23 protein-coding genes, 1 tRNA gene and 1 pseudogene are annotated in these 26512 nt (G+C 71.5%); 9 read left to right on the forward strand and 16 right to left on the reverse strand.

Translation table 11 applies throughout. The features are described from left to right. Nucleotides 1-66: 66 nt before the first annotated feature. Nucleotides 67-453, reverse strand: coding sequence for a hypothetical protein (locus B4N89_RS12180; RefSeq protein ID WP_078975882.1), 387 nt, complete (start codon nt 451-453; stop codon nt 67-69). A 294-nt stretch (nt 454-747) separates the two neighbouring features. After that, nucleotides 748-1641: a 16S rRNA (cytidine(1402)-2'-O)-methyltransferase gene (gene rsmI, locus B4N89_RS12185; RefSeq protein ID WP_078975883.1), complete on the reverse strand. Its 894-nt coding sequence runs from the start codon at nt 1639-1641 to the stop codon at nt 748-750. A gap of 58 nt (nt 1642-1699) precedes the next feature. Here rsmI and B4N89_RS12190 point away from each other — a divergent pair, with 58 nt between their 5' ends. After that, nucleotides 1700-3424, forward strand: coding sequence for a dolichyl-phosphate-mannose--protein mannosyltransferase (locus B4N89_RS12190; RefSeq protein ID WP_078975884.1), 1725 nt, complete (start codon nt 1700-1702; stop codon nt 3422-3424). Between the two features lie 40 nt (nt 3425-3464). After that, nucleotides 3465-4079, forward strand: coding sequence for a TetR/AcrR family transcriptional regulator (locus B4N89_RS12195; protein ID WP_161500703.1), 615 nt, complete (start codon nt 3465-3467; stop codon nt 4077-4079). A gap of 516 nt (nt 4080-4595) precedes the next feature. On the opposite strand, the gene B4N89_RS12200 is transcribed toward B4N89_RS12195, so the two are convergent. The 10 genes and pseudogenes from B4N89_RS12200 to B4N89_RS51340 all read right to left on the reverse strand — a co-directional run. Continuing rightward, entirely contained in the window at nt 4596-5423 is an 828-nt protein-coding gene (locus B4N89_RS12200; protein WP_078975886.1) for an SGNH/GDSL hydrolase family protein, read from the reverse strand. Between the two features lie 378 nt (nt 5424-5801). Then, nucleotides 5802-6038 carry a hypothetical protein gene (locus tag B4N89_RS12205; protein WP_078975887.1) on the reverse strand — a complete coding sequence of 79 codons (237 nt, stop codon included), beginning with the start codon at nt 6036-6038 and terminating at the stop codon, nt 5802-5804. A 303-nt stretch (nt 6039-6341) separates the two neighbouring features. Continuing rightward, nucleotides 6342-6415: transfer RNA gene (locus tag B4N89_RS12210), tRNA-Ala, on the reverse strand. A 49-nt stretch (nt 6416-6464) separates the two neighbouring features. Next, nucleotides 6465-7715: a gephyrin-like molybdotransferase receptor GlpR gene (gene glpR / locus B4N89_RS12215; RefSeq protein WP_078975888.1), complete on the reverse strand. Its 1251-nt coding sequence runs from the start codon at nt 7713-7715 to the stop codon at nt 6465-6467. Nucleotides 7716-8002: 287 nt separating this feature from the next. Next, complete coding sequence (locus B4N89_RS12220) at nt 8003-8632, reverse strand: GNAT family N-acetyltransferase (protein ID WP_078975889.1); 630 nt, start codon at nt 8630-8632, stop codon at nt 8003-8005. Beyond that, the gene (locus B4N89_RS12225) at nt 8617-9297 is read right to left on the reverse strand and encodes a MogA/MoaB family molybdenum cofactor biosynthesis protein (RefSeq protein WP_235618583.1); all 681 of its coding nucleotides are present in this window, start codon (nt 9295-9297) and stop codon (nt 8617-8619) included. The genes B4N89_RS12220 and B4N89_RS12225 overlap by 16 nt, the downstream gene beginning before the upstream one ends. 8 nt (nt 9298-9305) lie before the next feature. Then, nucleotides 9306-9773 (reverse strand): cyclic pyranopterin monophosphate synthase MoaC, encoded by a 468-nt coding sequence (moaC, locus tag B4N89_RS12230; RefSeq protein ID WP_235618915.1) that lies wholly within the window; start codon nt 9771-9773, stop codon nt 9306-9308. Between the two features lie 239 nt (nt 9774-10012). Beyond that, nucleotides 10013-11233, reverse strand: coding sequence for a gephyrin-like molybdotransferase Glp (glp, locus tag B4N89_RS12235; RefSeq protein ID WP_101897068.1), 1221 nt, complete (start codon nt 11231-11233; stop codon nt 10013-10015). Continuing rightward, nucleotides 11230-12156, reverse strand: coding sequence for a UTP--glucose-1-phosphate uridylyltransferase GalU (galU, locus tag B4N89_RS12240; RefSeq protein WP_078975892.1), 927 nt, complete (start codon nt 12154-12156; stop codon nt 11230-11232). Before galU ends, glp begins: the two co-directional genes overlap by 4 nt. A 158-nt stretch (nt 12157-12314) precedes the next feature. After that, nucleotides 12315-12908 (reverse strand): annotated as a pseudogene (locus tag B4N89_RS51340) (GGDEF domain-containing protein); the annotation flags it as partial. 91 nt (nt 12909-12999) lie between these two features. Here B4N89_RS51340 and B4N89_RS12250 point away from each other — a divergent pair. Then, nucleotides 13000-13587, forward strand: a complete 588-nt coding sequence (locus B4N89_RS12250) for a 5-formyltetrahydrofolate cyclo-ligase (RefSeq protein WP_078975893.1) — start codon at nt 13000-13002, stop codon at nt 13585-13587. Between the two features lie 18 nt (nt 13588-13605). Here B4N89_RS12250 and B4N89_RS12255 read toward each other — a convergent pair whose 3' ends face one another. Continuing rightward, nucleotides 13606-16893 carry a penicillin acylase family protein gene (locus B4N89_RS12255; RefSeq protein WP_235618584.1) on the reverse strand — a complete coding sequence of 1096 codons (3288 nt, stop codon included), beginning with the start codon at nt 16891-16893 and terminating at the stop codon, nt 13606-13608. Nucleotides 16894-17246: 353 nt separating this feature from the next. Between B4N89_RS12255 and B4N89_RS12260 the strand changes: the two genes are divergently transcribed. The 6 genes from B4N89_RS12260 (at nt 17247) to mscL (ending at nt 23273) form a co-directional block, all read left to right on the forward strand. Further along, on the forward strand, nt 17247-18692 hold the full coding sequence (locus B4N89_RS12260; protein WP_235618916.1) for a potassium/proton antiporter: 1446 nt from the start codon (nt 17247-17249) through the stop codon (nt 18690-18692). A 327-nt stretch (nt 18693-19019) separates the two neighbouring features. Further along, on the forward strand, nt 19020-20291 hold the full coding sequence (locus B4N89_RS12265; RefSeq protein ID WP_078975895.1) for an MFS transporter: 1272 nt from the start codon (nt 19020-19022) through the stop codon (nt 20289-20291). 46 nt (nt 20292-20337) lie between these two features. Beyond that, on the forward strand, nt 20338-20688 hold the full coding sequence (locus B4N89_RS12270; RefSeq protein WP_078979302.1) for an FmdB family zinc ribbon protein: 351 nt from the start codon (nt 20338-20340) through the stop codon (nt 20686-20688). A 3-nt stretch (nt 20689-20691) separates the two neighbouring features. Then, nucleotides 20692-21531: an S-methyl-5'-thioadenosine phosphorylase gene (locus tag B4N89_RS12275; protein ID WP_078975896.1), complete on the forward strand. Its 840-nt coding sequence runs from the start codon at nt 20692-20694 to the stop codon at nt 21529-21531. Nucleotides 21532-21867: 336 nt separating this feature from the next. Continuing rightward, nucleotides 21868-22575, forward strand: a complete 708-nt coding sequence (locus B4N89_RS12280) for an SAF domain-containing protein (RefSeq protein ID WP_078975897.1) — start codon at nt 21868-21870, stop codon at nt 22573-22575. A 164-nt stretch (nt 22576-22739) separates the two neighbouring features. After that, nucleotides 22740-23273, forward strand: a complete 534-nt coding sequence (gene mscL, locus B4N89_RS12285; RefSeq protein WP_078975898.1) for a large conductance mechanosensitive channel protein MscL — start codon at nt 22740-22742, stop codon at nt 23271-23273. Nucleotides 23274-23371: 98 nt separating this feature from the next. Here the strand turns inward: mscL and B4N89_RS12290 are convergent, their stop codons facing one another. The 3 genes from B4N89_RS12290 to B4N89_RS12300 form a co-directional block, all read right to left on the reverse strand. Further along, complete coding sequence (locus tag B4N89_RS12290) at nt 23372-23563, reverse strand: hypothetical protein (RefSeq protein WP_078975899.1); 192 nt, start codon at nt 23561-23563, stop codon at nt 23372-23374. 35 nt (nt 23564-23598) lie between these two features. Beyond that, the gene (locus tag B4N89_RS12295; protein ID WP_078975900.1) at nt 23599-24576 is read right to left on the reverse strand and encodes a sigma-70 family RNA polymerase sigma factor; all 978 of its coding nucleotides are present in this window, start codon (nt 24574-24576) and stop codon (nt 23599-23601) included. Between the two features lie 387 nt (nt 24577-24963). Beyond that, entirely contained in the window at nt 24964-26493 is a 1530-nt protein-coding gene (locus tag B4N89_RS12300) for an MFS transporter (RefSeq protein WP_078975901.1), read from the reverse strand. Nucleotides 26494-26512: the final 19 nt, after the last annotated feature.

Consider the following 26512-nt stretch of genomic DNA (forward strand, 5'->3'; position numbering starts at 1 on the left):
GGGACGCCGCCCGCCCCCGAGTATCCCCGGGGGCGGGCGGCGGCGTCCGGGCGGCCCGGACGGGGGTCAGGCGGAGCGGTGCAGCGAGGGCAGGTGCCACCGCGAGGCGCCGCGCGGGGCGGGCACCTTGGCCGGCTTCGGGGCCTTGGGGGCCTTCGGAGGCTTCGGGGCCTTGATCGGCTTCACGGCCTTGACCGCCGCGACGGGCCTGGGGGTGCCGGCCGCCGAGGCGACCCGGCCGGCGGGCAGGATCCGCAGCCGGGTCCCGTCGCAGTGCTCGCACGCGGGCTTGGTGAACGGGGACGGCACGAGAGTCCCCTCCGAGTAGTACCGGCACAGTCGCAGTCCGTGCAGATCGGTCGCGTGGTGTATCTCGTAGTCGCGCTCCCAGCCGCGCCCGCACGACATACAGACGAAGGAGTAGGACTCGTGCACCACCGTCGGATTCTCCATGACGACCTCCTCACACGGGTGGGCCCGCCGACTCGTTCGGGGGCTTCCCGTGACCGGTATCCATGGAATGCCCGAGCGGGCGGCAACGTATCGACCCCAACGGTTCCTTGACGGGGGGCACTACGGAATATGGAGATTCCGAAAGACTCATCACTCGATCGAGTGCAGTGCCCTACCTGCCCGTTGCATACGCTTGACCGTCGCGCCGAGTGCGGGCACGGAGGGGCGAATACACCCTGTTGCGGGTGATCCACACAGCGTTCGCGACGGGTTCGCCGGGGTGCGCGGAGCCGCCTACTTGCCGGACTGGGCCGCCTTGGCCGATTCCGCCTTGGCCGCCACCACCGCGTCGAAGACGGTGCGCTTGGGCACACCGACCTCCGCGGCCACCGCCGCGATCGCCTCCTTGCGGGGTTGTCCGGCGGCCTCGCGTCCGGCGACCAGCGCGACGAGGTCGGCCGGGCCGAGCTGCGACGGGTCGGCCGGCGGCGCGCCCGCGACCACCACGGTGATCTCGCCGCGCACGCCCGGCTCGGCCCACACGGCGAGTTCGGCCAGGGTGTCCCGGCGGACCTCCTCGTACGTCTTGGTCAACTCGCGACACACCGCGCCGCGCCGCTCGGCGCCCAGCGCCTCGGCCATCGCCGCCAACGACTCGGCGAGCCGGTGCGGCGCCTCGAAGAACACCATCGTGCGCGGCTCGGCGGCCAACTCGGCGAGGCGCCGGGACCGCTCCCCGGCCTTTCGGGGCAGGAAGCCCTCGAAGCAGAACCGGTCCACCGGCAGACCGGACAGCGCCAGCGCGGTCAGCACCGCCGACGGTCCCGGTACGGCCGTCACCCGGATGTCCTCCGCCACCGCGGCCTCGACCAGGCGATAGCCCGGGTCGGACACCGACGGCATCCCGGCGTCGGTAACCAGGAGCACCCGCTTGCCCTCGCGCAACGCCCGGACCAGGTCCGGGGTGCGCGCCGCCTCGTTGCCCTCGAAGTACGACACCACGCGCCCCGGCACCTCCACGCCGAGCGCGCCGGCCAGTCTGCGCAGCCGGCGGGTGTCCTCGGCGGCCACCACGTCGGCCGTGCCCAGCTCCGCGGCCAGTCGCGCGGGCGCGTCGCCCACGTCGCCGATGGGGGTGCCGGCCAGTACGAGTACGCCGCTCTGAGAGGTGTGCTGTTCGTGTTCCACGCGGCCATCCTCTCCTTTCGCGCGCCCGGTCTCGTCCGCGCGTCAATACGATGCTCCGGTGACGAGTGACGTGGCGACGGATCAGCCGACCCGAAAGCGTGCCCCCCAGGGGGATGCGGAGTCCTCCGGCGACGCGGGCACCGCACGCCCGGAGCCGCGCGGTTGGGCCTGGTCACTGGCCCGGTTCGGGTATCGGGATCGGCCGCCGACGTCGTTGCGTGAGCGGTTGGTGCCGGCGTACACCGACAACAGCGCCTACACCGGTGGCGGCTGGCTGCCCTGCATCCTGGTGACACTCCTGGCCGGATTCATCCGATTCTGGAACCTCGGCAAGCCCAAAGCGGTGATATTCGACGAGACGTACTACGCCAAGGACGCCTGGTCGCTCCTCAAACTCGGCTACGAGGGCACCTGGCCCAAGGAGGCCAACGACCGGATCCTCGCCGGCGACACCGACACCCTCCAGACCCAGGGCTCCTACATCGTCCACCCCCCGATCGGGAAATGGACCATCGCCCTCGGCGAACAACTCTTCGGACTCACCCCCTTCGGATGGCGCTTCGCCCTCGCCGTCCTGGGCACCCTGTCCGTCCTCATGCTCTGCCGCATCGGCCGCCGCCTCTTCCGCTCCACCCTCCTGGGCTGCGTCGCCGGACTCCTCATGGCCCTCGACGGCCTGCACTTCGTCATGAGCCGCACCTCCCTGCTCGACCTCGTCCTGATGTTCTGGATCCTCGCCGCCTTCGGCGCCCTGCTCATCGACCGCGACGACACCCGAGCCCTCGCCGCCCACATGTTCAAGGACGGACCCGACGCCGCCCGCGCCGCCACCATGAAACTCGGCCTGCGCCCCTGGCGCATCGTCGCCGGCATCTGCCTCGGACTGGCCTGCGGCACCAAATGGAGCGGCGTCTACGTCCTCGCCGCCCTCGGCATCCTCACCGTCCTGTGGGACGCCGGCACCCGCCGCGCCTGCGGCGCACGCCGCCCCTACCGCGCCACCCTGCGCCACGACGTCCTCTTCGCGTTCGCGTCCACCGTCGCCGTCGCCCTCGGCATCTACATCTGGTCCTGGACCGGCTGGTTCCTCACCGACAACGGCTACTTCCGCCACTGGGCCGACGACCGCGCAGGACTGTCCCCCGACCACATCCTCGGCATCCCACTCCCCCAATTCGGCATGTCATGGGTACCCGCACCACTACGCAGCCTCTGGCACTACCACGCCGAAATGTGGTCCTTCCACACCGGCCTTGACAGCCCCCACCCCTACCAATCGAACCCGTGGAGCTGGCTGGTCCTGGGCAGACCGGTGGCCTACTACTTCGAAACGGTCCACCAGGGCACCGCGGGCTGCACCGAACAGGACTGCTACCAAACGGTGCTCGGCATCGGCACCCCGCTCCTGTGGTGGACCGGCGTGGTCGCGGTCGGCTATCTGCTCTTCCGCTGGGCGGGTCGGCGCGACTGGCGCGCGGGCGCGATCCTGTGCGGCCTGGCCGCCGCCTACCTCCCGTGGATGGCGTACCAGCAGCGCACGATCTTCCTCTTCTACGCCGTCGCGTTCGTCCCGTTCCTGTGCCTGGCCGTGACCATGATGCTCGGCGCACTCCTCGGCCCACCCGGAGCCACCGAACGCCGACGCGCATGGGGCACCGCCGGAGTCGTCGCCATCATCGCCCTGATCGCCTGGAACTTCCTGTACTTCTACCCGATCTTCACCGGTGAGACGATCACCCGCAGCGGATGGCTGGACCGTATGTGGTTCAGCACCTGGATCTAGGGCGCGATGTCGCCGTCGACGCCCGAGGGAGGCTGCACCGGTGCCCGTCACGCGGGAGCAGGACATACGCAGGCGAGCCATCGACGCGACCCGCGACCTGGCCGCGGAGGGCGGCTACGACAGCGTGCAGATGCGCGACGTGGTCCGCCTGTCCCGGCTCTCCTCGGCGACCATCTACCGGCACTTCTCCTCGAAGGACCACCTGCTCGCGGCCACCCACCTGGAGTGGATCGCGGCCCTGGAACGCAGCGGCGCGGCCCGTCCGGACGGCGCGAACGCGGCCGAGCGGGTCTGCGCGATCCTGCGCGACACCTGCCGCACGATGGCCCGCCACCCCCGCCTGACCGCCGCCCTGATCCACGCCCTCGGCTCCTCCGACCCGGGCGTGGGCGACTGCCACCGCGAGATCAACCGCATCATGAACACGATGTTCCGCACGGCCCTGGCCGACGAGGTGACCAACGCCGACGAGTTCGTCCACTTGCTCGGCATCGCCTGGGAAGGCGCCCTGTTCAGCTGGGCCTTCGGCCGAATGACCATGACAGAGGTGGAACACACAGTCTGCCGAGCCACCCACCTACTCCTACTCGGCACCACCACAGAGGCCGACACAACCCCTGACGGGCCACCCGAACCCAATCCACCCAACGCTTGATGACACCCACCACAGACACCACGCCCCGCAGCCCCACCCTCGGGCCCAACCAAACCCAGCCCGTCCGGCGCTAGAAGACGCCCACCGCAGCCCGAACCGGCGAACACAACCCACCCCAGCCCGTCCGGCGCTTGAGCACGCCCACCGCAGACACCACGCCCCGCAGCCTCGTCCCCCGGACCCAACCAAATTCAGCCCGTCCGGCGTTTGAGGACGCCCACCGCAGGCACCCGGGAACCGCAGCCCGAACCGGCGAACGCCACACCTTCCAGCCCGTCCGGCGTTTGAGCACGCCCACCGCAGGCACCCGAGAACCGCAGCCCGAACCGGCGAACACAACCCACCCCAGCCCGTCCGGCGTTTGAGGACGCCCACCGCAGGCACCCGGGAACCGCAGCCCGAACCGGCGAACGCCACACCTTCCAGCCCGTCCGGCGTTTGAGGACAACCGGGTCGGGCCGAGCAACTAGCCCGTCCGGCGCATCAGGACCGGCCGGACGGGCCCACCCGCCCGCACTACGAAGCCCGACTCGCGCGCTCCGCGACAGTCAGGTCCAACGGCGCCAACTCCGGCCGCTTCGCCGTCACGTGATCCCCCGACGACTGCCCCCGAAGCCGCCGCCCGATCCACGGCACCAGGTGCTCCCGCGCCCAATGCACGTTCTCCAACCGCGCCGCCCCCGCCGTCACCGCGACCTCCTCCGCCGGCCACGGTGCGTCCGGGTCACCGTCCACGGCCAGCCCCAGCGCCCGCCCGACCTTGAGCGCGACCCGATCGTGCCCCTCGGGCGACAGGTGCAGCCGATCCTCGCTCCAGGCTCGCCGATCGTGCAGCGAGGTAAGCCCCCACATGTCGGCCACCGCACAGTCGTACCGATCCGCGACCGCCCGCAACAACTCGTTGTAGGTGGCCACCTTGCCCCGGATCAACTTGAGCACCGGCACCCACCGCGTATCGAACCCGGTGAACACCACCACCCGCGCGCCCGTCGCCGTCAGCGCGGCGACCGCCTCCTCGTACTCCGCGGCAAGCTTGTCCGGATCGCTCCCGGGCCGCAGCACATCGTTGCCCCCCGCGCACAACGTCACCAGATCGGGCCGCGCCGCGATGGCCAGCGGCACCTGCTCCTCGACGATCTGATGCAACAACTTCCCACGCACCGCGAGATTCGCGTACCGCAACCCCGGCCGCTCCACCGCCAGCCGAGCCGCGAACCGATCGGCCCACCCGAGATAGTTCCCGTCGGGCCCGGGATCGCCGACGCCCTCCGTAAAGCTGTCGCCGATGGCCACATAAGAGTTGATTTCGGACAGGTTCCCGTGTGGTTTCAATGACTCGGCCATGTCACCCGATGTTGGCACCGCTCACCTCGCCTACGCGACCGTAATAACCACCCGAACACACTCCGCTACGCGGCAGCACACACCCGTGCACCACCACCGAGAGCACTCCTTCGAGCAAGGCGCCTGGATCGTCGCGCATTCCCCCTCCGGCCGAAAAAGGTCACCGTTCACGAGTCGGGGCGAGCGTGTGCGGGACGGCCGATGGGAGACGGTCACCGACTGCGAGTTCCGGCACGAGAGCCAGGACACACGGCTCACGCCCGGGGGACGCACGACGTCGTCACTCACGTCTGCCCCCTGTACGTCGCCCCGCCCCTCTTCCATTGCTGCGGACAGGGGGTGGGCTGATCAGGCGCCGCCCCCCGTCACAACTCGGCTTCACCAGCGCCCTGTCGAGGTGTCGGCCGGTGTCGGTATCCGGCCGATGAGGTCGACGTGCTTCCGGCCGCTCCGGACGGTGATCTTGCGGTTGGGGTAGCGAATCGCCAGGTCCCGCCGAGCGGCACCGATATCTCCGACGACCGAAACCGTCAACTCCCCCGATTTATCGCTCACATCTGCGATCTGGTACTCGCTGCTGCGCATCTCGGCGATGTCGCGTTGAACGACGTCCACGCCGGCTATTCGTACCACGTCCGGAGAAATTCGATAGGAGCGACAGACGAACGATGCGGACCGACGCAGAGCACCACTTCCATCGCGACCTGACCGAGGGTTTCACCGCGCTGTGGGAACTCCGGCGACTGGCCATAAGCGTGAAGTCTCCTCCCCTGGTACCGAAGCCTCTTCGACGAGGAGCGCCCGGACGCGGCCAGGCAGCGCCTTGCGAACGGACCGTAGCGGACCGGGCCGGCCACCGGATACGGAGCACGCATGGCGAAAGCCCCGCCGGAGTTCCGGCGGGGCTTTCGTGAGGTGTGGACCTGTGGGGATTTGAACCCCAGACCCCCTCGATGCGAACGAGGTGCGCTACCAGACTGCGCCACAGGCCCAACGAGGAGAAACATTACCACCTCTCCGAGGCGGCTCGTGCACGGGTATTCACTCGTTGCCGGCCCGGCGCCACTCGTGTTCGTAGAGCGGAAGGGAGTCGACCGAGGCGCCGTAGCCGGTGCGGGTGTCCTCGGCGTATTGGTCGAACAACGGGGTGGGCGGGTGTGGTGCCTCGGCCGGCTGCGGGTCCGGGACGGCGTGGATCTGGGGGCGCTCCGGCTCCTGTTCGGTGTCGCCGCGCGGGACGACCGGGGCCGTCACGTAGGTGGGCAGCGGGACGGGGACCGGGTCCCACGCGTCCCGATCCGGGCCGTCGCCGGTGGCCAGTTCGGCGATCCACTCGGCCAGCGCGGGCTCCTCCGCCGCGCGCTCGCGGCGACCCCGGGCCGAGCCTGCCGGGCCGGCTGCGCCACCGGCTCTCGCAGGGCCGGACGCACCCGGCGCACCGGAGCCCGAACGCGGGGTACGGGCCTGCCGCCCGTCGGCACCCGTCGGCGGCGTCGCGGGTCGGGGATCCGCCGTGGCGCCGTCGGCGGCCTCACGCGTCCGGGCCCGCGCCTCGTTCGCGGCGCCGGCGTCGGCCGGCGCGCCCGACCTGCCCGCCGGTCGGCCCAACCGGCGCAGACCCGCCTCATAGCGGCGGCGCTCCTGGACCCGCAGATGCACGATGTACGCCGACAACAACACGCCGGGCACGGCCGGCACCCACACCCAGGCGAGGCCGGCCACACCGGCCAGGATCGCACCGGCGGTGAAGCCGGCGAACAGGCTCGCGATCACCCGGCGGCGACGGGTGAGCAGCGCGGCCCGCCCCTCGTCCCGACGCACCGGCACCGCGGGGCGCCTGCCCGTACCGCCACCCTTGCCCTTGGCCGCGGCAGCGGACCCGGCGCCCGACCCGCTCGCCTGCTGCGGCACCGACGCCTGGCCGCCGGAGGGCTGCCCGGCGGAGGCCTGCCCCTCCGAAGACTGACTCGAAGACGGCGAATTCGAAGCCTGCGCACTCGAAGCCTGCGCATTCGAAGCCTGCGCTTCGGCACCCGACGGCCGGCGCCCGCGCCCGGACTCACCGGCGGCGCGACGCTCGGCGCCCTCCGCACCGGTACCGCTCTTGTCGGCCAGCGCCCGCGCCGAGCGGCGCTCGAAGGCGCTGCGACGGGACAGGATCCGGATCGCGGTGGTGAAACGCTCGGTCGGCCGGGCCTCGTTCAGCTCGTCCTGTCGGCGAAGCCACATGGGCACCAGATAGGCAGCCCAGGCCCCCACGATCGCTGCGTAGATCAGGCCGCTGCCGTTCACGCTTCACACGCTAAGCCGGATGGGCACCGCATCGTCGGATTAGGCACGGTGTGTCGTGCGATCCGTTCTGATGCCCATGTGACGGATGTGACTACCGGGGCCATCGAGGCGACCGGATCGCTCGGGGTCGCCGAGACGCCCGAGGCCGACCGGGCAGCCGTGCCCCCGGAGGCTCCGGGGTCTGCCGAGGTGACACCGCTCATATCTCCGGGAGAGTAGCGAAGTCGCGAGATCGATGTGTCGATATGGCGGGATCGACATCGAAGAGTTTCCGAAGACGCCGGCACCTACCAGGTGAACCCCCGGTTCTCCCGATAGGCGCGCCACCGCATCAACAGCCCCTCCGGGACCTCCTCCGCGTTCAGCGCGTACGCCAGGTGGTCCCGCCAGTCGCCGTCGATGTGCAGGTAGCGCGGGCGCAGACCCTCCTCGCGGAATCCCAGCTTGTCCACCACTCGCCGACTGGCCCGGTTCTCCGGCCGGATGCACACCTCCAGGCGATGCACGCCGAGCCGGAAGAAGCAGTGGTCGGCGACCAGCGCGACGGCGGTCGGCATCACGCCGAGCCCGGCGACACGCTCGTCGACCCAATAGCCGACGTGCGCCGAGCACATCGACCCCCAGGTGATCCCGGCGACGGTGACCTGGCCGACCAACTGCCCGTCGTACAGCACCACGAACGGCAACATCCGCCCCGCGCCGGCCTCGGCCCGCAGGAAGCGGACCATCTGCCGGAAGGTCGGCCGCCGCCCGGCCGCCGACCCCGGCGGCACGGTCGCCTCCCAGCGGCGCAGCCACTCGCGATTGCGGGTGTGCACCTCCTGCCAGGCGGCCGCGTCCCGGGCCCGGATCGGCCGCAGCGTCACCCGGCCCTCGGCGAGTTCCACGGACCGGCCGCGGGTCAGCGCGTGCCCCATGGCGGCTGCTGCGCCCCTCCGTAGCCCCCGCCGCCCTGGTAGCCGCCCCCGCCGCCGCCACCCTGGTAGCCGCCGCCCGCGCCGTAGCCGCCCTGGTACCCGCCGCCGCCGGGCGGAGCCTGCTGCGGCCCGCCGCCCCCGAAGCCGCCGCCCCCGGCCCCGCCGCCGAAACCGCCACCGCGCGCGTGGTCGCCGCCCTGGAGCTGGGACACCACGTGCGGCAACACCTTCGCCAGCACCGTGATCCCGTCCTGCGCGCCGCCCGGCGAGCCGGGCAGGTTGACGATCAGGCTGCGGTAGGTCCAGTGCGAGTCCTGGGTGATCGCGACGCCGGCGATGCCGCGCGACAGGATCGAGGTCGGCACCTTGTCGAAGTTCTCCATCCGGATCGCCTCGGCGATGCCGGGCACCTCGAAGCTGATCACCCGACTGGTCATCTGCGGGGTCTGGTCGAACGGGTTGAGCCCGGTCCCCCCGGTGGTGATGATCACGTCGTAATGGCCCGCACACGCGTCGCGCAGCGCCTGGGCGACCGGCTCGCCGTCCGGCACGATCTGCGGCCCGCGCGTCTCGAAGCCCATCTGTTGCAGCCCGCGCACGATCACCGGGCCGCTCTCGTCCTGGTAGGTCCCGGCCGCCGCGCGCGTGGACACGGTGATCACCATGGCTCGCATCAGACTTGCCCTCCGTCCCGTTGTGTGGCCCCTGCCCCCGGGTCCCGCTGCCAGTCCCCGGAGACTCCGCCCGTCTTCGCCTCGACCCGTACATCGGTGATCACCGCGCCCGGGTCCACCGCCTTGACCATGTCCACCACCGTCAGCGCCGCCACGGAGACCGCCGTCAGCGCCTCCATCTCGACGCCGGTGCGGTCGGCGGTGCGCACGGTCGCGGTGATCGCCACCGCGTCGTCGTGCACCGACAGATCCACCGCGACGCCGTGCAGCGCGATCGGGTGGCACAGCGGCACCAGGTCGGGGGTGCGCTTGGCCGCCATGATGCCCGCGATCCGGGCGGTGGCCAGCGCGTCACCCTTGGGTACGCCCTCGCCGCGCAGGAGTTCGACCACCCGCGGCGATACCAGCACCCGGCCCGACGCGGTGCCCGTGCGGACCGAGACGTCCTTGGCCGTGACGTCCACCATGCGGGCCGCGCCGGCCTCGTCGAGGTGCGTGAGGTTCTTGGCGCCGCGCGTCAACTGTCCACCCCATAGGTGAGCCCCCCGTTGTGGTGGGGCGTCGAAGTGCCGTCCGTGTCCGACTTCCGTGTGCGTCGAACCGGCGTTTCGTGCTGGGGCAACGTTAGAGGCACAACCGGGCGCCCCGCATGCACGGCCCGCCCGGACCGCGATCGCGGCGCCCGAACCCGAGTGCCGCCGACCGCTCAGCCGAGCAGCATCACGGACACCTCGGCGCCCTCGGCCACCGCGGTGACCTCGGCGGGAAGGCTGATCAGCGCGTTCGCCCGGGCGAGGCTGCCGAGCAGGTGGGAGCCGATGCCGCCGACCGGATCGACGGTGCCCTCGCCCACGCCGTCGGCCGGCGGGGTGTACCGGGCGCGCAGGAACTGACGCTTGCCGTCGGGCGAGGTCAGCGCCGTCGAACAGGTCGCCCGCACGGTCGGGCGCTCGGTGACCTCGGCACCCTGCATCCGCAGCAGCGCCGGCCGGACGAACACCTCGAAGGACACGAACGCGCTGACCGGATTGCCCGGGAGGGTGAAGATCGGCGTCTCGTCGGGGCCGATCACGCCGAAGCCCTGCGGCATCCCCGGCTGCATCGCGACCTTGCCGAACTCGACCGTGCCCAGCTCGGACAACACTTCCTTGACCACGTCGTAGGCGCCCGCGCTGACCCCGCCGGTGGTGACCACCAGGTCCGCCCGGATCAGCTGGTCCTCGATCGTGTCGATGAGCACCTTGGGGTCGTCGGGTACGTTGCCGACCCGGTACGCGATGGCGCCCGCCTCGCGCGCGGCGGCGGTGAGCATGTAGCTGTTCGAGTCGCGGATCTGCCCGGGGCCGATCGGCCGGCCGGGCTGGATCAGCTCGCTGCCGGTGGACAGGATCACCACGCGCGGCCTGGGTCGGACCCGGATCCGCTCCCGGCCGATCGCGGCGAGCAGGCCGACCTGGGCGGAGCCGATCGTGGTCCCGGCGTCCAGCACGGTCTGCCCCGCCGACACGTCGTCGCCCCGCCGCCGGATGAACTGCCCGCTCGACGGCGCCTTCGTGATCCGCACGGTCGGCAGCCCCGCGTCGGTCCACTCCACCGGCACGATCGCCTCGGTACCCTCCGGCACCGGCGCGCCGGTCATGATCCGCGCGCACGTGCCCGATCCGAGCGCGACCTTCGGGGTGTCGCCGGCGGCGATGTCGTCCACCACCTCGAGCACCACCGGGTACTGCTCGCCGGCGTCGGCGACATCGGCCAGCCGCACCGCGTAGCCGTCCATGGACGAGTTGTCGAACGGCGGCAGGTCGCCGGTGGCGGCCACCTCGTCGACCAGGAGACTGCCGTGCGCGTCGAGCAGTTGCAGTTCGAGGGGGGCGAGCGGAGCGATCCGTTCGAGGATCCCGCTCAGATGGTCCTCGACGCTTTTCATCCGTGCATCTCCTCGTTCACGTACTGCCTCAACCAGGCCCGGAATTCGGGCCCCAGATCTTCACGCTCGCATGCCAGCTTGACGATGGCACGCAGATAGTCGGCCCGGTCGCCCGTGTCGTAGCGGCGCCCTTCGAACAGCACGCCGTGCACGGTGCCGCCCTCGTTCGGCCCACGCTTGGCGAGCACCCGCAGGGCGTCGGTCAACTGGATCTCGCCGCCGCGACCGGGCGGGGTGTCCTCCAGCACGTCGAACACCGCCGGGTCCAGCAGATAGCGGCCGATCACCGCGTAGTTGCTCGGCGCGGTGCCGGTCTCCGGCTTCTCCACCAGGTCGGTCACCCGCACCACGCCGGGCTCGGAGACGCCCTCGGCGAGGGGTTCCACCGCCGCACAGCCGTACAGGTGCACCTGCGCCGGGTCGACCTCGATCAACGCCACGACGCTGCCGCCGAGTTCGCCGCGCACCCGGAGCATCGTGGCGAGCAGCGGATCGCGCGGGTCGATCAGGTCGTCGCCCAGCAGCACCGCGAACGGCTCGTCGCCCACGTGCGGCCGGGCGCAGGACACCGCGTGCCCGAGGCCGCGCGGGTCGCCCTGGCGCACGTAGTGGATCGCGGCCAACTCGCTCGACTCGCGGACCAGCTTGAGCCGGTCCACGTCGCCCTTGGCGGCCAGCGCGTGTTCGAGTTCGTAGGCCCGGTCGAAGTGGTCCTCCAGGGCGCGCTTGTTGCGCCCGGTGACCATCAGTACGTCGGTGAGCCCGGCCGCGACGGCCTCCTCGACCACGTACTGGATGGCCGGCGTGTCCACGACCGGCAACATCTCCTTGGGCGTGGCCTTGGTCGCCGGCAGGAATCGGGTACCGAGGCCGGCGGCGGGCACGACCGCCTTGGTGAGCCGGAACGCATGACGCGCAGACATGACCGCACACTAACGGGTGAGGTCGCCGGGGCCTCATGAAGGCCGGCGATTGGCCGGTTGTCGGCCGGTGGCCCGGTCTCGGCCGGTTCCGGGCCGCAGAACCGGTCGCCGCCGGCCCGTTTGGCCCGGGCCAGCGCCCGGTCGGCGGCGCGCAGCAGGGTCGTGGCGTGGGTGCCGTCCTCGGGCAGCACGGCGGTGCCGATCGCCATGGTCAGCGGGACCGGGTCGGTCGCCGCGCCGAACGTGCCCCGGCGTACGGCGTAGCACAGTCGCTCCGCCACCTTGGCCGCCCCGGCCGCGTCGGTCTCGGGCAGCAGGATCACGAACTCCTCGCCGCCGTACCGGGCGATGGTGTCCACCTGGCGGATCTCCAGGGCCAGCCGCTGGGCCACCTCGCGCAGCACCGCGCCCGCCCCCTGGTGGCCGTGCCGCTCGTTGACCGCGCGGAAGTGGTCGAGGTCGAGCATGAGCAGCCCCAGCGGCCTGCCGAACCGGGTCGCCCGCATCACCTCGCGGTCCAGCACGAGTTGCAGATAGCGGTAGTTCCACACGCCGGTCAGCGGATCGGTGACCGAAAGCCGCTCCAATTCGGCCCGGTTCAGCTCCAAACGGGTGACCTCGTGCCGCAGTTCGGGCAGTTCGTTGCCGGCGATCGCGCGCAACCGGCGTACGGCGACCGTCAGCGAGCCGACCGCGACCGCGAGCGCGCCGACGAGCAGGATGATCAGGAGGCGTTCGAAAGTCAGGCTCATGCGGCATCCGGGTCCGGTGCGATGGCGCGAACTGTGTCGATTGCGCGGACTCCTTCGGTAACCCGTCCAAACACGTCATTCAGGGAACAGCATGAAGGACATCCTCAACGACAAGGCCACGCTGAGGTCACAGTTGATGAACTCACGGTCACGCGTCGGGTCGGACCGGCGTGTCGCGGCGAGTCGCGCGCTCCGCGACGCGCTCCTCGCGCTCCCCGAGATCGCCGCCGCGGGCACCGTCGCGGCGTATGTGCCGGTGGGCTCCGAACCGGGCGGTCGGGATCTGGCCGAGGACCTGGCCGCCGGGTCCACCCGGCGCGTGCTGCTGCCGGTGCTGCTGGCGGACGACGACCTGGACTGGGCGCTGTACGAGGGGCCGGCGTCGCTGGTGCCGGCCGGCCGCGGGCTGCGCGAGCCGATCGGGCCGCGGCTCGGCCCGGAGGGGGTGCGCACCGCCGACGTGCTGGTGGTGCCCGGGCTCGCGGTGGACCGCCGGGGGATGCGGCTGGGGCGCGGCGGCGGCTCCTACGACCGGGCGCTGGCCCGGGCGCCGAAGGCGGCGGTCACCGTGGTGCTGCTGTACGACGGCGAGGTGCTCGACGAGGTGCCCGCCGAGCCGCACGACGTGCCCGTGGACATCGCGGTGACGCCCGCGGCGGTGTACCGGTTCACCCGGTAGCACCGCCGCGGGCGCCCGTCACGGCTTGCCCGGCGCCGCCGGACCGGCCGGGAGCAGGGTCAGCCGGTGTTTGGCCGCCTTGTCCACCGCCGCCGGCGTGAACGCCCACGGCAGCGTCCTGCCCCGGCGCCACAGATCGGTCTGATCGGTGTAGTTGTCGTGCCACACGTGCCCGGAGGCGCCGGTCAGATTGATCCACCGCGACGCGTCCAGGTCGGACATGTCCACCACCATCCGCATCGACGGCACGGTGGTCACCTCGTAGCCCTGCGCGGCGTTCCAACCGGTCGCGTTGACCAGCCCCTCGCCGCCGGACATCGCGTACGGCCCCCGGTTGAGCATCCACTTGACCACGCCCGGACCCTCGGTGCCCAGGGTCTGGTTGCGCAGCGTCAGCGTGTGCAGCCGACCCCACGACCAGGTGTCGATGTCCTTGCCGAGCCGGGCGGTGAGGTCCTTCTTCGCCTCGGTCATCGCCTTGTGCAGCAGTCCGTCGCGGGTGGTGATCGCGCCCGGGTTCTTGGAGATGTTCCACCACGGGCTCTCCGGGGTGGCCAGCAGTGTGCGTACGACCTCGTTCCACCGGTCGCCGCCGTCGGGCTGCGCGGTCGAGTCGTCGCGGTCACCGCACTGCACGTGCGTGTTGTCCGCGTTGCTCGCGCAGTCGTTGTCGGCCCGGACCGAGAACGGCATCTTGTCGCCGAACGCCAGCATCAGCACCTGACGCCACACCGCGTTGAAGTACGCCGCGGCCGTGGAGTCGGCGTCGTTGCGCTTGTCCCAGTCCTTGAGCAGGTCCTGCGCCTCGCGCACCCACGGATCGTCGATCCGCACCGCGAGCAGGGCCGGGACCAGGAACTGCGCGACCGGGTTGACGTCGTCGACCTGCATCTTCTGCATCATCGCCGGATCGATCTTGCCCGGTGCCTTGGTGATCATCTCCTCGATCCGCGCGCTGCGGGCGCCGTACCCCCAGTCGGAGGTCAGCAGATACGGGTACGCCGGCGAGGTCACCGCGTTGTTCGCGGTGACGATGTAGCCGTCCGGCGGGTCGTACACGTTCGGCAACGACTCGAACGGGATGGTGCCCAGCCAGTCGTACTTCGCGTCCCACCCGTACACCGGCCACCGGCCGTCACCGCTGCGCCGCAGCGGGATCCTGCCGGGCGCCTGGTAGCCGATGTGGCCCTCGACGTCGGCGTAGATCGCGTTCTGCGACGGCGAGTCGAAGTTCTTCAGCGCGGCGCGGAAGTCGTTCCAGTTCTGCGCCCGGTCCAGTTGGAAGAGCGCGTCCATCGAGGTGCCCGGGTCGAGCGCGGTCCAGCGCAGGGCGACCGCGTAGCCGTCCTCGCGCTGGGGGCTCAGGTCGGGGATCGGCGCGTCCTTGCCGACCTCCTTCAGGTCGCCGGACTCGTCGGACGCGTCGGTCAGGATCGGACCGTGCCGGGTGGTGCGCACGGTGATCCGGCGATCGGCGCCGCCGGCGACCTTGATGGTCTCCTGGCGAACCTCCTTGAACGGCTCCCACTTGGAGTCGTAGAGCACGCCGTCGCCCTGGACCTTCTCCAGGTACAGGTCGGTCACGTCGGCGCCGAGGTTGGTGAAGCCCCAGGAGATCTTCTGGTTGTGGCCGATGATCACGCCGGGCATGCCGGAGAACGTGTAGCCGGAGACGTCGTACTGGCACTGCGGTCCGACCGCGCGGCAGTGCAGCCCCATCTGGTACCAGACCGACGGCAGCGACGGCGACAGGTGCGGGTCGTTGGCGAGCAGCGGCTTGCCGGTGGTGGTGCGGCTGCCGGACACCACCCACGAGTTGGAGCCGACGCCCGACGACTTCTCGCTGAACAGCGAGGGCAGCTTGGAGAGCGACTCGGAGAGATTGGCCAGCGCGGACTGCGCGTTCTTGGACGGCGCCGGCGGCGGCGCGTCCTGGGCGAAGCGCTCGGTCTTGCCGTCCTTGACGATGTCGCCGTTGCGCACGATCGGCTTGTTCGTGTCGTACGGGTACGGCGGGTACAGCTCGTCGATCTGGTTGACCGTCAGCTTGTCGGACAGCAGCGCGCGGTCGATCTCGTCCTGCATGTTGGTCCGCAGGTCCCACGCCATCGCCTTGAGCCAGGCGACCGAGTCGACGGGAGTCCACGGCTCGGCCTTGTAGCCGTCGTGTACCAGACCGAGCAGCGCGTATTCGAACGACGCGTCGGCGCCCTTGTGGTCCTTCAGATACGCGTTGACTCCGTCGGCGTAGGCCTGGAGGAACTTCTGCGACTCCGGGGCGAGCGCCGCGTACTCCTGCTCGGCCACCTTGCGCCAGCCGAGCGTGCGCAGGAACTTGTCGTTGTCCACCTGCCCGGAACCGAACATCTCGGACAACCGGCCGGCGGTCATGTGCCGGCGTACGTCCATCTCCCAGAACCGGTCCTGGGCGTGTACGTAGCCCTGCCCCCGGAACAGGTCCTCGGAGGTGTCCGCGTACACCTGCGGGATGCCCTCGGCGTCGCGGACCACGTCCACCTTGCCGGTCAGCCCCGCGATCCGCACGGTGCCGGTGGTCTGCGGGAACGAGTCGCGGGACAACTGCCAGCCCCACCAGCCGAGTCCGCCGGCCGCGATGGCGAGCACCACGACGAAGACGATGGCGGTCAGCCGGAACCGGCGCCAGGCCTTGGACGGCCCCTTGGGCGTGTTCGATCGTTCCTTGACCTTGCCGGTGCCACCGGCGGCGGGCTCGGCGGCCTCGGGCGCGGACTCGGCGCTGGAGCCGGTGGCGGCGGAGGGCGCGGGCGCGGGTGCGGGTGCCGGGATCGGTGCCGGTACGGGCACCGGGGCGGGAGCGGGAGTGGCCGGCTGCGGCTCGGCGGCGCGCGGCGCGGGCGGTACGGGCGCCGCGGCGGGCGGCGGGACCGACCCTCCGGCCGGCTCCGCGTAGGGCTCCAGGGGCGGGTAGGGCTCCCCGGGGGCGGGCGACCGCGGTGGGGCGTACGGCTCTTGCCCGGCGTGGGGCTCCCGCGCCGGATACGGGTCCTGCCGCGGCGCGTACGGCTCCTGCGGGGCGTAGGGCTGGACGTGGGGCTCCTGCTCCGGCTCTTGCGGGGCGTACGGCTCGGGTTCGTCGTACGGCTCGGGCGCGGCCCGGCGCTCACGCTCCGCGCGTTCTTCCGCGCGCCGCTGGGCCGCGACCGGATCCGCCGCGGCCCACTGCGATGTGGGCCACTCGCCCGTGGGCCAGTCGTCCCACCCGGAGGATGAGGCGTCCTGGCCACCGGGGGGCTGCTCCGGGTCGGGCGTCTTCGAGGGAGGCATCAAGGTCCTTATGCGGTCGGTGCGGCAAGGGACACCTTAAAAGCCGAGTGTCGTCGACAGCACAGCCACGGGTACGAGACGGGACCCCTGTGGGGTATGGATCCTTCGCTTTGGTAAAATATTCGTCAGGCGTAGGTAATTGATCGCCGGTTCGCCGGCGCGGCAGGGCCCCCCGTCCCAAGGCCCGCTGATTCTCTGCGCATTCGCGACGCCGGCTTCGCCCGTCGTCGTCTGCCTTCATGTTCAAGCACTCCGTGCGGCCGCCTGGGGGGTGGCCGGACCGACGACCGCCGGAGGTGACGCACGTGTCCGTGCCCGAGCTCAACCAGGTCCTGCTCCTGGGTGCCATCGTCATGCTGTCCGCCGTCATAGCGGTCCGCCTGGCGACCCGCACCGGGCTGCCGAGCCTGCTGCTGTACCTCGGACTCGGGATGGTGATCGGGGCCGACGGCCTCGGCATAGGTTTCGACAACGCCGAACTGACCCAGACGCTCGGCTACGCCGCGCTGATAGTGATCCTCGCGGAGGGCGGGATCGCCACCAGTTGGAAGGAGATCAAGCCGTCGGTGCCGGCGGCGGCGGTGTTGTCCACCGTCGGGGTCGGGGTGAGCGTCGCGGTCACCGCGTTGGCCACGAAGATCGTGCTGGACGTGGACTGGTCGACCGCGATCCTGATGGGCGCGATCGTGTCCTCCACGGACGCCGCCGCGGTCTTCTCGGTGTTGCGCAAGTTGCCGCTGCCGCACCGGCTGACCGGGTTGCTGGAGGCCGAATCCGGGTTCAACGACGCGCCGGTGGTGATCCTGGTGGTCACGTTCGCCCACACGGGCCACATCGAACCGTGGTACATGATCCTCGCCGAGATCGCCCTGGAGCTGACGATAGGCGCGGCGGTGGGCCTCGCGGTCGGCCGGCTCGGCGCGTTCGGCCTGCGCCACGTCGCGCTGCCGGCCTCCGGCCTGTATCCGATCGCGGTGATGGCGCTGTGCGTGCTGGCCTACTCCGGCGGCGCGTTGGCGCACGGCAGCGGCTTCCTGGCCGTCTACCTGACCGCGCTGGTCCTGGGCAACTCGCAACTCCCGCACGGCCCGGCCACGCGGGGTTTCGCCGAGGGGCTCGGCTGGATCGCCCAGATCGGACTGTTCGTCCTGCTCGGACTGCTGGTCACCCCGCACGAGTTGGGCAGCGCGGTGGTCCCGGCGCTGGTGATCGGCACCATCCTGCTGCTGGTCGCCCGGCCGCTGTCGGTGATCGTGACCACGTCGCCGTTCCGCATACCGTGGCGCGAGCAGTTGATCCTGTCCTGGGCGGGACTGCGCGGTGCGGTGCCCATCGTGCTCGCGACCATCCCGATCGTGAAGGACATCCCCGACGCCCAGCGGCTGTTCAACATCACCTTCGTGCTGGTCGTCGTGTTCACCCTGGTCCAGGGGCCCACGCTGCCGTGGATAGCGCGCAAGGCCGGTTTCGCGGGTGCCGACGAGCCGACCGACCTCGGCGTGGAGTCCGCGCCGCTGGAGAAGCTGCACGGCCACCTGCTGTCGGTGAACGTGCCGACGGGTTCGCGGATGCACGGCGTGGAGGTCGGCGAGCTGCGCCTGCCGCGTGGGGCCGCGGTCACCCTGATCGTGCGCGAGGACGGGAGCTTCGTACCCGAGCCGACCACCGTGCTGCGGCGCGGCGACGACCTGCTCGTGGTGACCACCGACACGGTGCGCGACGAGACGGAGGACCGACTGCGCGCGGTCAGCCGGGGCGGCAAGCTCGCGAGTTGGTTCGGGGTCAAGGGCAACACCTGATGAGGCACGCGCCTCGCCGTCGGTCCGGGCCGGATACGCCTGGGATACAATCGTATGGTTGATCGCCGGCGGGGCGCCCCAGGGTGTTCCGATCGCCGATCCCACTGCACACACAACACCGACTCTGCCTGACGCAGGGCTGGCGTCGTGACCGCACGGCGGCCGAGGCACACGCTTCGGTATCTACCCCGGTGGACGCTTTCGAGGACAGCTCTCGGCACACCGGGGTTCCCCCTGTGCGTCACCAGGTGGCAGGAAGCGACAACCCGCGATGCCCACGATGCCCACGCATCGGACCGCCGCACGCGCCCGCCGGGGGCGGTGCGCATGATCTCCACGTACTCCACGCTGCTGCGGACCCCGTCCGCCTGGCGATTCCTGGCTCCCGCGCTGATCGCGCGGCTGCCCTACGCGATGCTCGGCCTGGGCATCGTGCTGCTGGTCAAACACACCACCGGCTCGTACGGCACGGCCGGCGCGGTCTCCGCCGCGGCCGCCGTGGCGCTGGCCTTCGTCGGCCCGCAGACGGGTCGGCTCGCCGACCGCTTCGGCCAGGCCGCGGTGGTCGTGCCCGGCGCGCTGCTGCACGGCGCGGCGGTGTCCGGGCTGATCGTGGCCGCGCTCGCCGAGGCGCCGCTGTGGCTGCTGTTCACGACCGCGGTGCTCTCCGGCGCGACGGTGCCGCAGATCGGCTCGATGGTGCGGGCCCGCTGGGCGGCGCACCTGGAGCGGTCGCCGCTGCTGCCGACCGCGTTCGCGTTCGAGTCGGTGACCGACGAGTTCACCTTCGTGGTCGGCCCGGTGGTGGCCACGTTCCTGGCCACCGGTGTACACCCGGCGGCCGGCTTGGTGGTCGAGGCCGCGCTGACCGTGGTCGGGTCGTTGTTGTTCGCGACACAACGCGGCACCGCGCCCCGGCGGGTGGTGCGCGCGGCCGGTGACACGCCGCATACGTCCGCGCTGCGGATCGGCGGGGTACGCCTGCTCGTGGTCGCGTTCATCTGCATCGGCGGGGTCTTCGGCACCGTGCAGGTCTCGGTCACCGCGTTCGCCGAGGAGGCCGGCCGGCCCGGGCTGGCGGGCGCGCTGTACGCGGTCTTCGCGGGCGGCAGCCTGATTGCCGGGGCCGTCTACGGCGCGATCGCCTGGCGGCGGGCCGCGCACCGCCGGATGGTGGCGATGTTCGCGCTGCTCGCGCTCGGCACCGCGCCGCTGTGGGCCATCCCGTCGGTGGGAATCATGGTGCCCGTCGCGTTGCTGTGCGGACTGGCGATCGCACCCACCCTGATCACCGGCTTCACCCTCGTCGACACGCTGGTCCCGGCCGCGGCCAAGACCGAGGCGTTCACCTGGTTGACCGGAGCGATCGGGCTCGGCCTCGCGCTCGGCTCGACGTTCTCCGGGATGCTCACCGACGCGCGCGGCTCCGGCGCCGGGTTCGCACTCACTCTGGCATCGGCCGGCATCGGCTTTCTGGTGGTGCTGGCCGGGCAACGGCTGCTGAAGCCGAACACGGATGTGACACCCATTGCACCGACGACCACCACCGTGGTGGACGGAACTCCGGTGGATGCTGCACCATTGGCACTCGACAGGTGAGAGTGCCAGTACCCAGCTGACCTGTCTGTCGAAGGAGGACCAGACCGTGCCGACGTACCAGTACCAGTGCACCGCCTGTGGCGAGGGCCTCGAGGCCGTCCAGAAGTTCACGGACGACGCGCTGACCGTGTGCCCCGCCTGCCAGGGCAGGCTGCGCAAGGTCTTCTCGGCGGTGGGCGTGGTGTTCAAGGGCTCCGGCTTCTACCGGACCGACAGCCGCGGCTCGAGCACGTCGTCGACGCCGGCGACGGCCGGGGCGTCCTCGACGGGTTCGACGGGTTCGTCCTCCTCCTCGTCCTCGGAGGGCTCGTCGTCGTCTTCGTCGTCGACGTCCTCGGCGTCGTCGTCCTCGTCGTCCTCGTCCGGCTCGTCCGGTACGACGTCGACGGCGGCCTGAGCGATGACGACCGGCGTGTTGCCGGCGGGGGTGGCCCCGGCCGAGATCGGTGTGATCGGCGGTTCCGGGTTCTACGCGTTCCTCGACGACGTGGTCGAGGTGCGGGTGGACACGCCGTACGGCGCGCCCAGCGACGCGCTGTTCCTGGGCGAGGTGGCCGGCCGTCGGGTGGCGTTCCTGCCCCGGCACGGCCGCGACCACTCGATCCCGCCGCACCGGATCAACTACCGCGCCAACCTGTGGGCGCTGCGGGCCGTCGGGGTCACGCAGGTGCTCGCGCCGTGCGCGACGGGCGGTCTGCGGGCCGAACTGGGCCCGGGCACGCTGGTGGTCCCGGATCAGCTGATCGACCGCACCTCCGGCCGCACCCAGACGTTCTTCGACGGGCTGCCGCTCGCCGACGGCAGCGTGCCGCCGGTGGTGCACACCACGTTCGCCGACCCGTACTGCGCCGACGGGCGCGCGGTGGCCATCGCGGGCGCCCGCGCCTCGGGGTGGGAGCCGGTGGACGGCGGCACCCTCGTGGTGATCGAGGGTCCGCGCTTCTCCACCCGGGCCGAATCCAAGTGGTACTCGGCCCAGGGCTGGTCGATCGTCGGGATGACCGGGCACCCCGAGGCGGTGCTCGCGCGCGAACTGGGGCTCTGCTGCACGGCCATCGCGCTGGTCACCGACCTCGACGCGGGCGTCGAGGCGGGCGAGGGGGTCACCCACGCCGAGGTGATGGAGGTCTTCGCGGCCAACGTCGGCCGGCTGCGCACGCTGCTGTTCGACGTGGTGGCGGCGTTGCCGAAGACGCGTACGTGCTCGTGTGGCACGGCGGAGGTCGAGCGGCCGGCATAGGCGGGTCGCCTGCCGGTGAGTGGTGTGTGGTCGGCGGGTCCGGCCGTGTGTGATGTGTGCGAAGGCCGTCTCCCGGTTGGGGGGCGGCCTTCGTGGTGTCCGGCTCTCGTGGTGCTCGGGGGCGGGTCGCCCGGTGGGGGGAGCCGTGTCGCTCACGTGGGTGAATTCGTCGTCCACAGGGCGGCGGTCGTCCACAGGCGTCCGGGCGGTTCGGCGTGGGCGGTTCGGCGGGCGGCACGGTGGGGGTGCGGCTCGGCCCTCGTTTTCCCGCCCCGGTTCCGACGGGGGTCGGGCCGCATCGTCCCTGCCGTGTGCGCCGCCCGCGTTGGAGGTGTGATGTCCGCTTCGGGATCGCTCGGATCTCCGTCCGGTCCGTCGTTCGGCCGGGCCGGCGGGCCGGCCCTTCGCGGGTCGCCGGGGGTGTCCGCCCGGCCGCCGTGGCGCCGCGTGGTGGCCCGGCATCGGCGCGGGTTGGCCGCGTTGTCCGCAGCCGTCGCCGCGCTCGCGGTGATCGTGGCGGTCCGGCCCGCGTCCGTGCCCACCACGCCGATCCTGGTGGCCGCGCGGGACCTGCCCGCGGGCAGCACGCCCGGGCCCGCCGACCTTGCCCTGGTGCGGATGCCGACGGCGTTGCGCCCCGAGGGGGTCCTGCGCGCGGTCCGGCAGGCCGAGGGGGGTGCGTTGACCGGTCCGCTGCGGCGCGGCGAGCCGGTGACCGACGTGCGGTTGACCCGCCCCGGCGGCCCGACCGATACGGGCACGGTCGCGCTGCCCGCGCGCTTCGCCGACGCCGACGCGGTGGCCGTACTGCGTCCCGGCGACCGGATCGACGTCCTGGCCGCGCCGCCGCCCGAACACCCGGGCCCCGCGCGGCCGATCGCCGCCGGCGCCGTGGTGGTGGCCAAGCCGCCCCCGAGCGATTCCGGATTCGGGGCCTCCGGGTCCGGAGCGCTCGTTATCCTCGAGGTTTCCCGCGCCGTGGCGAGCGAACTCGCGGGCGCGGCAACCGGCCCGGGGCTCACTTACACCATCCGCAGGTCCTGAGCGGCGTTGTTGCGACGGATCGCGAATGACACCAGACTCGTGCGAGTTGTCCGGCTTCATGGGCTATTCCGCAATTACTACGATTATTACCGCTGTTGGTGGTGATCGTTGATCGGATCGCCCGGTCGAGGCCTCGACCGATCAAGATCGATGGGAATCAACCAGTGGGCGGCTTCAAGAAGTTCCTCATGCGCGGAAACGTCGTCGACCTGGCCGTGGCCGTGGTCATCGGCGCCGCGTTCACGGCGGTCGTGAACGCGTTCGTGAAGGGGATGATCAATCCCGTCGTGGGTGCGCTGGGCACCAAGAACCTGGACAGCTACACGACCTGCATCAAGGGCCCGTGCGGCATCGACGCGAAGGGCGAGACGACCGGCGTCCAGCTGTTGTGGGGTTCGGTGCTGGGCGCGGCGCTGACGTTCGTGATCACCGCGGCGGTGGTCTACTTCCTGCTCGTGCTGCCGATGAACCACATGCTGGAGCGGCGCAAGCGGGCCCTCGGACACGCGGGCGAGAAGGAGTTGAGCGACGTCGAGATCCTGCGCGAGATCCGCGACCTGCTCGCCGAACGGCTCGAGCCGCAGCAGGACTCCGGCCGCGGCGGCGACACCGGATCGTCGGGAGGCTCCGGGGGCTCTGGGACCTCCGGTGGCTCGGGGACCCCGGGAGGCTCGGGGGCCTCGCGTTCGGACGCCTGACCGATCGGTACAACGGCGGGCCCGCACCCTCGTGGGAGGGTACGGGCCCGCTCTTCGCTCGTTTTCGTGCGCGCGTCCGGCGCCTGTACCGCCCCGGCTCAGAAGTGGTGCGGCGGCTTGTCGTCGAGGAATCGGCGGATGTCGGCCGGGTCGGCGCCGGTGCGGTGCTCGCCCCAGCCGCTGTCGGTCTCGTCCGAACTCGTCTCGGGCAGCAGGTCGTCCCAACCGAAGCGGTCGTGCCGCTTCGGCTCGTCCGGTCCGCTCGCCTCGCGTACTTCCGCCTCCGCCATCGCACCAGTGTGCCGGCGCTCCGGCGCGGACCGCGTCACGCGGCCTCGAGCCCCTGGGCGGTGGCCAACTCGCGCAGCTCGACCAGCGCCTGCTTCTCGATCTGCCGAATCCGCTCGCGAGTGAGCCCGAGTTGCTTGCCGACCTCGGTGAGCGTGTGCTCCTTGCCGTCGGCCATGCCGTAGCGCGCCCGCAGGATGGTGGCCGTACGGCCGTCGAGCCGACCCACGAGGTCCGCTATCTGCTCACGGCGCAGCGTCGCGAGGGTGATGTCCTCCGGGGTCAACGGGTCGGTCTCCTGGACCAGTTCGCCCAGTTCGGTCTCGCCGTCGTCACCCACGGGGGTGTCCAGGCTGATCGGGTCGCGCGCCCAGCCGATCACGTCGACCACCCGCTCGGGGGTGCTGCCCACGATCTCGGCGATCTCCGGGATCTCGGGGTCGCGACCGTGGTCACGGGCGAACTCGCGCTGCACGCGGCGGATCTTGCTGAGCTCCTCGACCAGGTGCACGGGCAGCCGCACGGTGCGGGCCTGATCGGCCATCGCCCGGGTGATCGCCTGTCGGATCCACCACGTGGCGTAGGTGGAGAACTTGAAGCCCTTCGCGTAGTCGAACTTCTCGACCGCGCGGACCAGGCCCACGTTGCCCTCCTGGACCAGGTCCAGGAACGGCATCCCGCTGCGCGGGTAGCGCCGCGCGACGGAGACCACCAGACGCAGGTTGGCCTGGATGAACAGCTCCTTGGCCGCCGCCCCGCGCGCGATCAGCGCGTCGAGTTCGGCCCGGTCGACCCCCTCGGGTACGGCGTCCTCGTCGATCAGTTTCTGCGCGTAGAGTCCGGCCTCGATGTCCTTCGACATCTCCACCTCGCGCTCCGCGTCCAAGAGCTTCGTGCGGCTGATCTCGTCCAGGTACACACCGACCGTGTCGCGCTCGACGTCGGCAGCCTTCCGCGTGCGGGAAGCCGCCACTCGCTCGGCGCCCTGTCGGGCCACACCACGTGTAGTCGGCATGTTCTAGCCCTCGCTTTCATTCGCGTTCGTCTATATTTCGAACGAACGAGAAGCCTGTGGTATTCCATCCGGAGATGTACTGTTGAAAGGTTGGCCGATAGCGGCCTTTGTCAGCGCCTGCCCGGCCTCGGGCTCCGCATGCACGCTCCGGAGTGCCTACGATCCGCTCAACGGCCGAGGGGCCCCGGATGTTCCGAAGGCCCGGGTGGGAGCGGGTGTGCGAGCTCCGGGAGCACGGCCTCGACCCGGCGGCGGGCGTCGCTTCATCCACCGTCGGGCGGTCCGGTGCGACGCGGCGTGCGGCTCCCCCACCGTCCTGTTTCGGCCGGCCGATCTCGGCTCGCCGTGCGCGAGCGGCACCCGTCACGGCCCGCCGGTCGGCGCGGGTCAGTGCGTGTCGGAAGCGGGTTCCAGATCGCGGGGGATCAGCCGCCAGGCCAGTGCCGCGGCGACCAGCGCGACCATGCCGCCGGCCAGGAAGGTGGGCGTCATACCGGCCGTGAACGCATCGCCCGCCCGGCTGAGCAGGCCGCCGGTGCCGAGCCGATCCGCCACCACCGACGCGTCCCCGATCGACTCGCGCACCGCCGACCGGTCGGCCGCGCCGAGGTCGAGGCCGGGCAGGTTGGCGCGGTAGAGCGCGGAGGCCATGCTGCCGAGGATGGCCACGCCGAGGGCGGCGCCGAGTTCGTACGCGGTCTCGTCGATGGCGGCCGCGCCCCCGGCGTCCGCGGCCGGCGCCGAGGACATCAGCACCACCGAGGCGACGGTGGCCAACGTGCCCACGCCGAGCCCGATCACCACGAGCGAGACGCCGATCAGCGGGTAGTCCACGTCCCGGAAGTGCTGCCCGATCCAGGGCAGCGCCAGACCGACACCCATCAGCGCGAGGCCGATCCCGAGCACGTTGCGCGGCGGGAAGCGGTGCATCAGCGGGGGCACCACCATCGAGGCCACGATCAGCGCGATCGGCGCGGGCAGCAGATGCAGACCGGCGGACACGGGGCTGTACCCGCGGACGTACTGGAACCACTGGCTGAGCAGGAACAGCGCCGCGCCGAGGCCGAGCATGCCCAGGAAGATCGCGGTCGCGGCCATCGTGAACGCGCGGTTCGTGAACAGCCGAACCTGGAGCAGCGGGTGGGCCAGGCGCAGTTGGCGCCGGACGAACACGGTCAGCGCGACCACCGCGATCGCGAGCAGGATCCACGCTCCGGGGTCGGCCGCGCCGCCCTTGCCGAGTTGTTTGACGCCGCCCGCGAGCGTGCCCATGCCCACGACGGACAGCCCCACCCCGGGCCAGTCCCACGCGCCGGAGCGCGGCGAGCGGGACTCGGGCAGCAGCCACAGGCCGAAACCGATCACCGCGACGGCGATCGGCACGTTCAGCAGGAACGCCGACTGCCACCCGTGCGACTGTACGAGCAGTCCGCCGACCACCGGCCCGAGCGCCATGCCGCCGCCGAAGACGGCCGACCACACGGCATAGGCGAAGGCCCGCTCCCGGGCGTCGGTGAACACCTGGCGCAGGATGGTCAGCGTGGAGGGCATGATCGCCGCGCCGCCGACGCCGAGCAGCACCCGGGCGGCGATCACGTGCCAGGCCGCGGTGGCCGCCACCGCGAGCAGCGAGGCGATCGCGAAGATCGCGAAGCCCACCAGAAGCAGCCGCTTGCGCCCCCAGCGGTCGCCGAGCGCGCCGGCGGTGACCAGCAGGCCGGACAGGGCGAGGGCGTAGGAGTCGATGATCCACAACTGCTCGACCGAGCCAGGCCGCAGATCGGCGACCAGGGAGGGGAACGCGACGTTCAGGATCGTCGCGTCCATCGAGATGATCAGCAGGCTCCCCGACAGGATCGCGAGCACGGCCCAGCGCAGCGGGTCGCGTGCGGGACGAAGGGGGGTGGAGCCGGCCATGAGACATCCTCAATTCTTG

The sequence above is a fragment of the Embleya scabrispora genome (assembly GCF_002024165.1).
Lineage (GTDB): Bacteria > Actinomycetota > Actinomycetes > Streptomycetales > Streptomycetaceae > Embleya > Embleya scabrispora_A.

Coding starts and splice junctions, on each gene's coding strand:
- B4N89_RS12275 (WP_078975896.1), top strand. CDS start 20,692: ATGACGACCGGCGTGTTGCCGGCGGGGGTGGCCCCGGCCGAGATCGGT.
- B4N89_RS12255 (WP_235618584.1), bottom strand. CDS start 16,893: ATGCCTCCCTCGAAGACGCCCGACCCGGAGCAGCCCCCCGGTGGCCAG.
- B4N89_RS12225 (WP_235618583.1), bottom strand. CDS start 9,297: ATGGTGATCACCGTGTCCACGCGCGCGGCGGCCGGGACCTACCAGGAC.
- B4N89_RS12280 (WP_078975897.1), top strand. CDS start 21,868: ATGTCCGCTTCGGGATCGCTCGGATCTCCGTCCGGTCCGTCGTTCGGC.
- B4N89_RS12180 (WP_078975882.1), bottom strand. CDS start 453: ATGGAGAATCCGACGGTGGTGCACGAGTCCTACTCCTTCGTCTGTATG.
- galU (WP_078975892.1), bottom strand. CDS start 12,156: ATGTCTGCGCGTCATGCGTTCCGGCTCACCAAGGCGGTCGTGCCCGCC.
- B4N89_RS12250 (WP_078975893.1), top strand. CDS start 13,000: ATGAAGGACATCCTCAACGACAAGGCCACGCTGAGGTCACAGTTGATG.
- B4N89_RS12295 (WP_078975900.1), bottom strand. CDS start 24,576: ATGCCGACTACACGTGGTGTGGCCCGACAGGGCGCCGAGCGAGTGGCG.
- B4N89_RS12265 (WP_078975895.1), top strand. CDS start 19,020: ATGATCTCCACGTACTCCACGCTGCTGCGGACCCCGTCCGCCTGGCGA.
- B4N89_RS12200 (WP_078975886.1), bottom strand. CDS start 5,423: ATGGCCGAGTCATTGAAACCACACGGGAACCTGTCCGAAATCAACTCT.
- B4N89_RS12220 (WP_078975889.1), bottom strand. CDS start 8,632: ATGGGGCACGCGCTGACCCGCGGCCGGTCCGTGGAACTCGCCGAGGGC.
- moaC (WP_235618915.1), bottom strand. CDS start 9,773: ATGGTGGACGTCACGGCCAAGGACGTCTCGGTCCGCACGGGCACCGCG.
- B4N89_RS12300 (WP_078975901.1), bottom strand. CDS start 26,493: ATGGCCGGCTCCACCCCCCTTCGTCCCGCACGCGACCCGCTGCGCTGG.
- B4N89_RS12260 (WP_235618916.1), top strand. CDS start 17,247: ATGCTGTCCGCCGTCATAGCGGTCCGCCTGGCGACCCGCACCGGGCTG.
- B4N89_RS12290 (WP_078975899.1), bottom strand. CDS start 23,563: ATGGCGGAGGCGGAAGTACGCGAGGCGAGCGGACCGGACGAGCCGAAG.
- glp (WP_101897068.1), bottom strand. CDS start 11,233: ATGAAAAGCGTCGAGGACCATCTGAGCGGGATCCTCGAACGGATCGCT.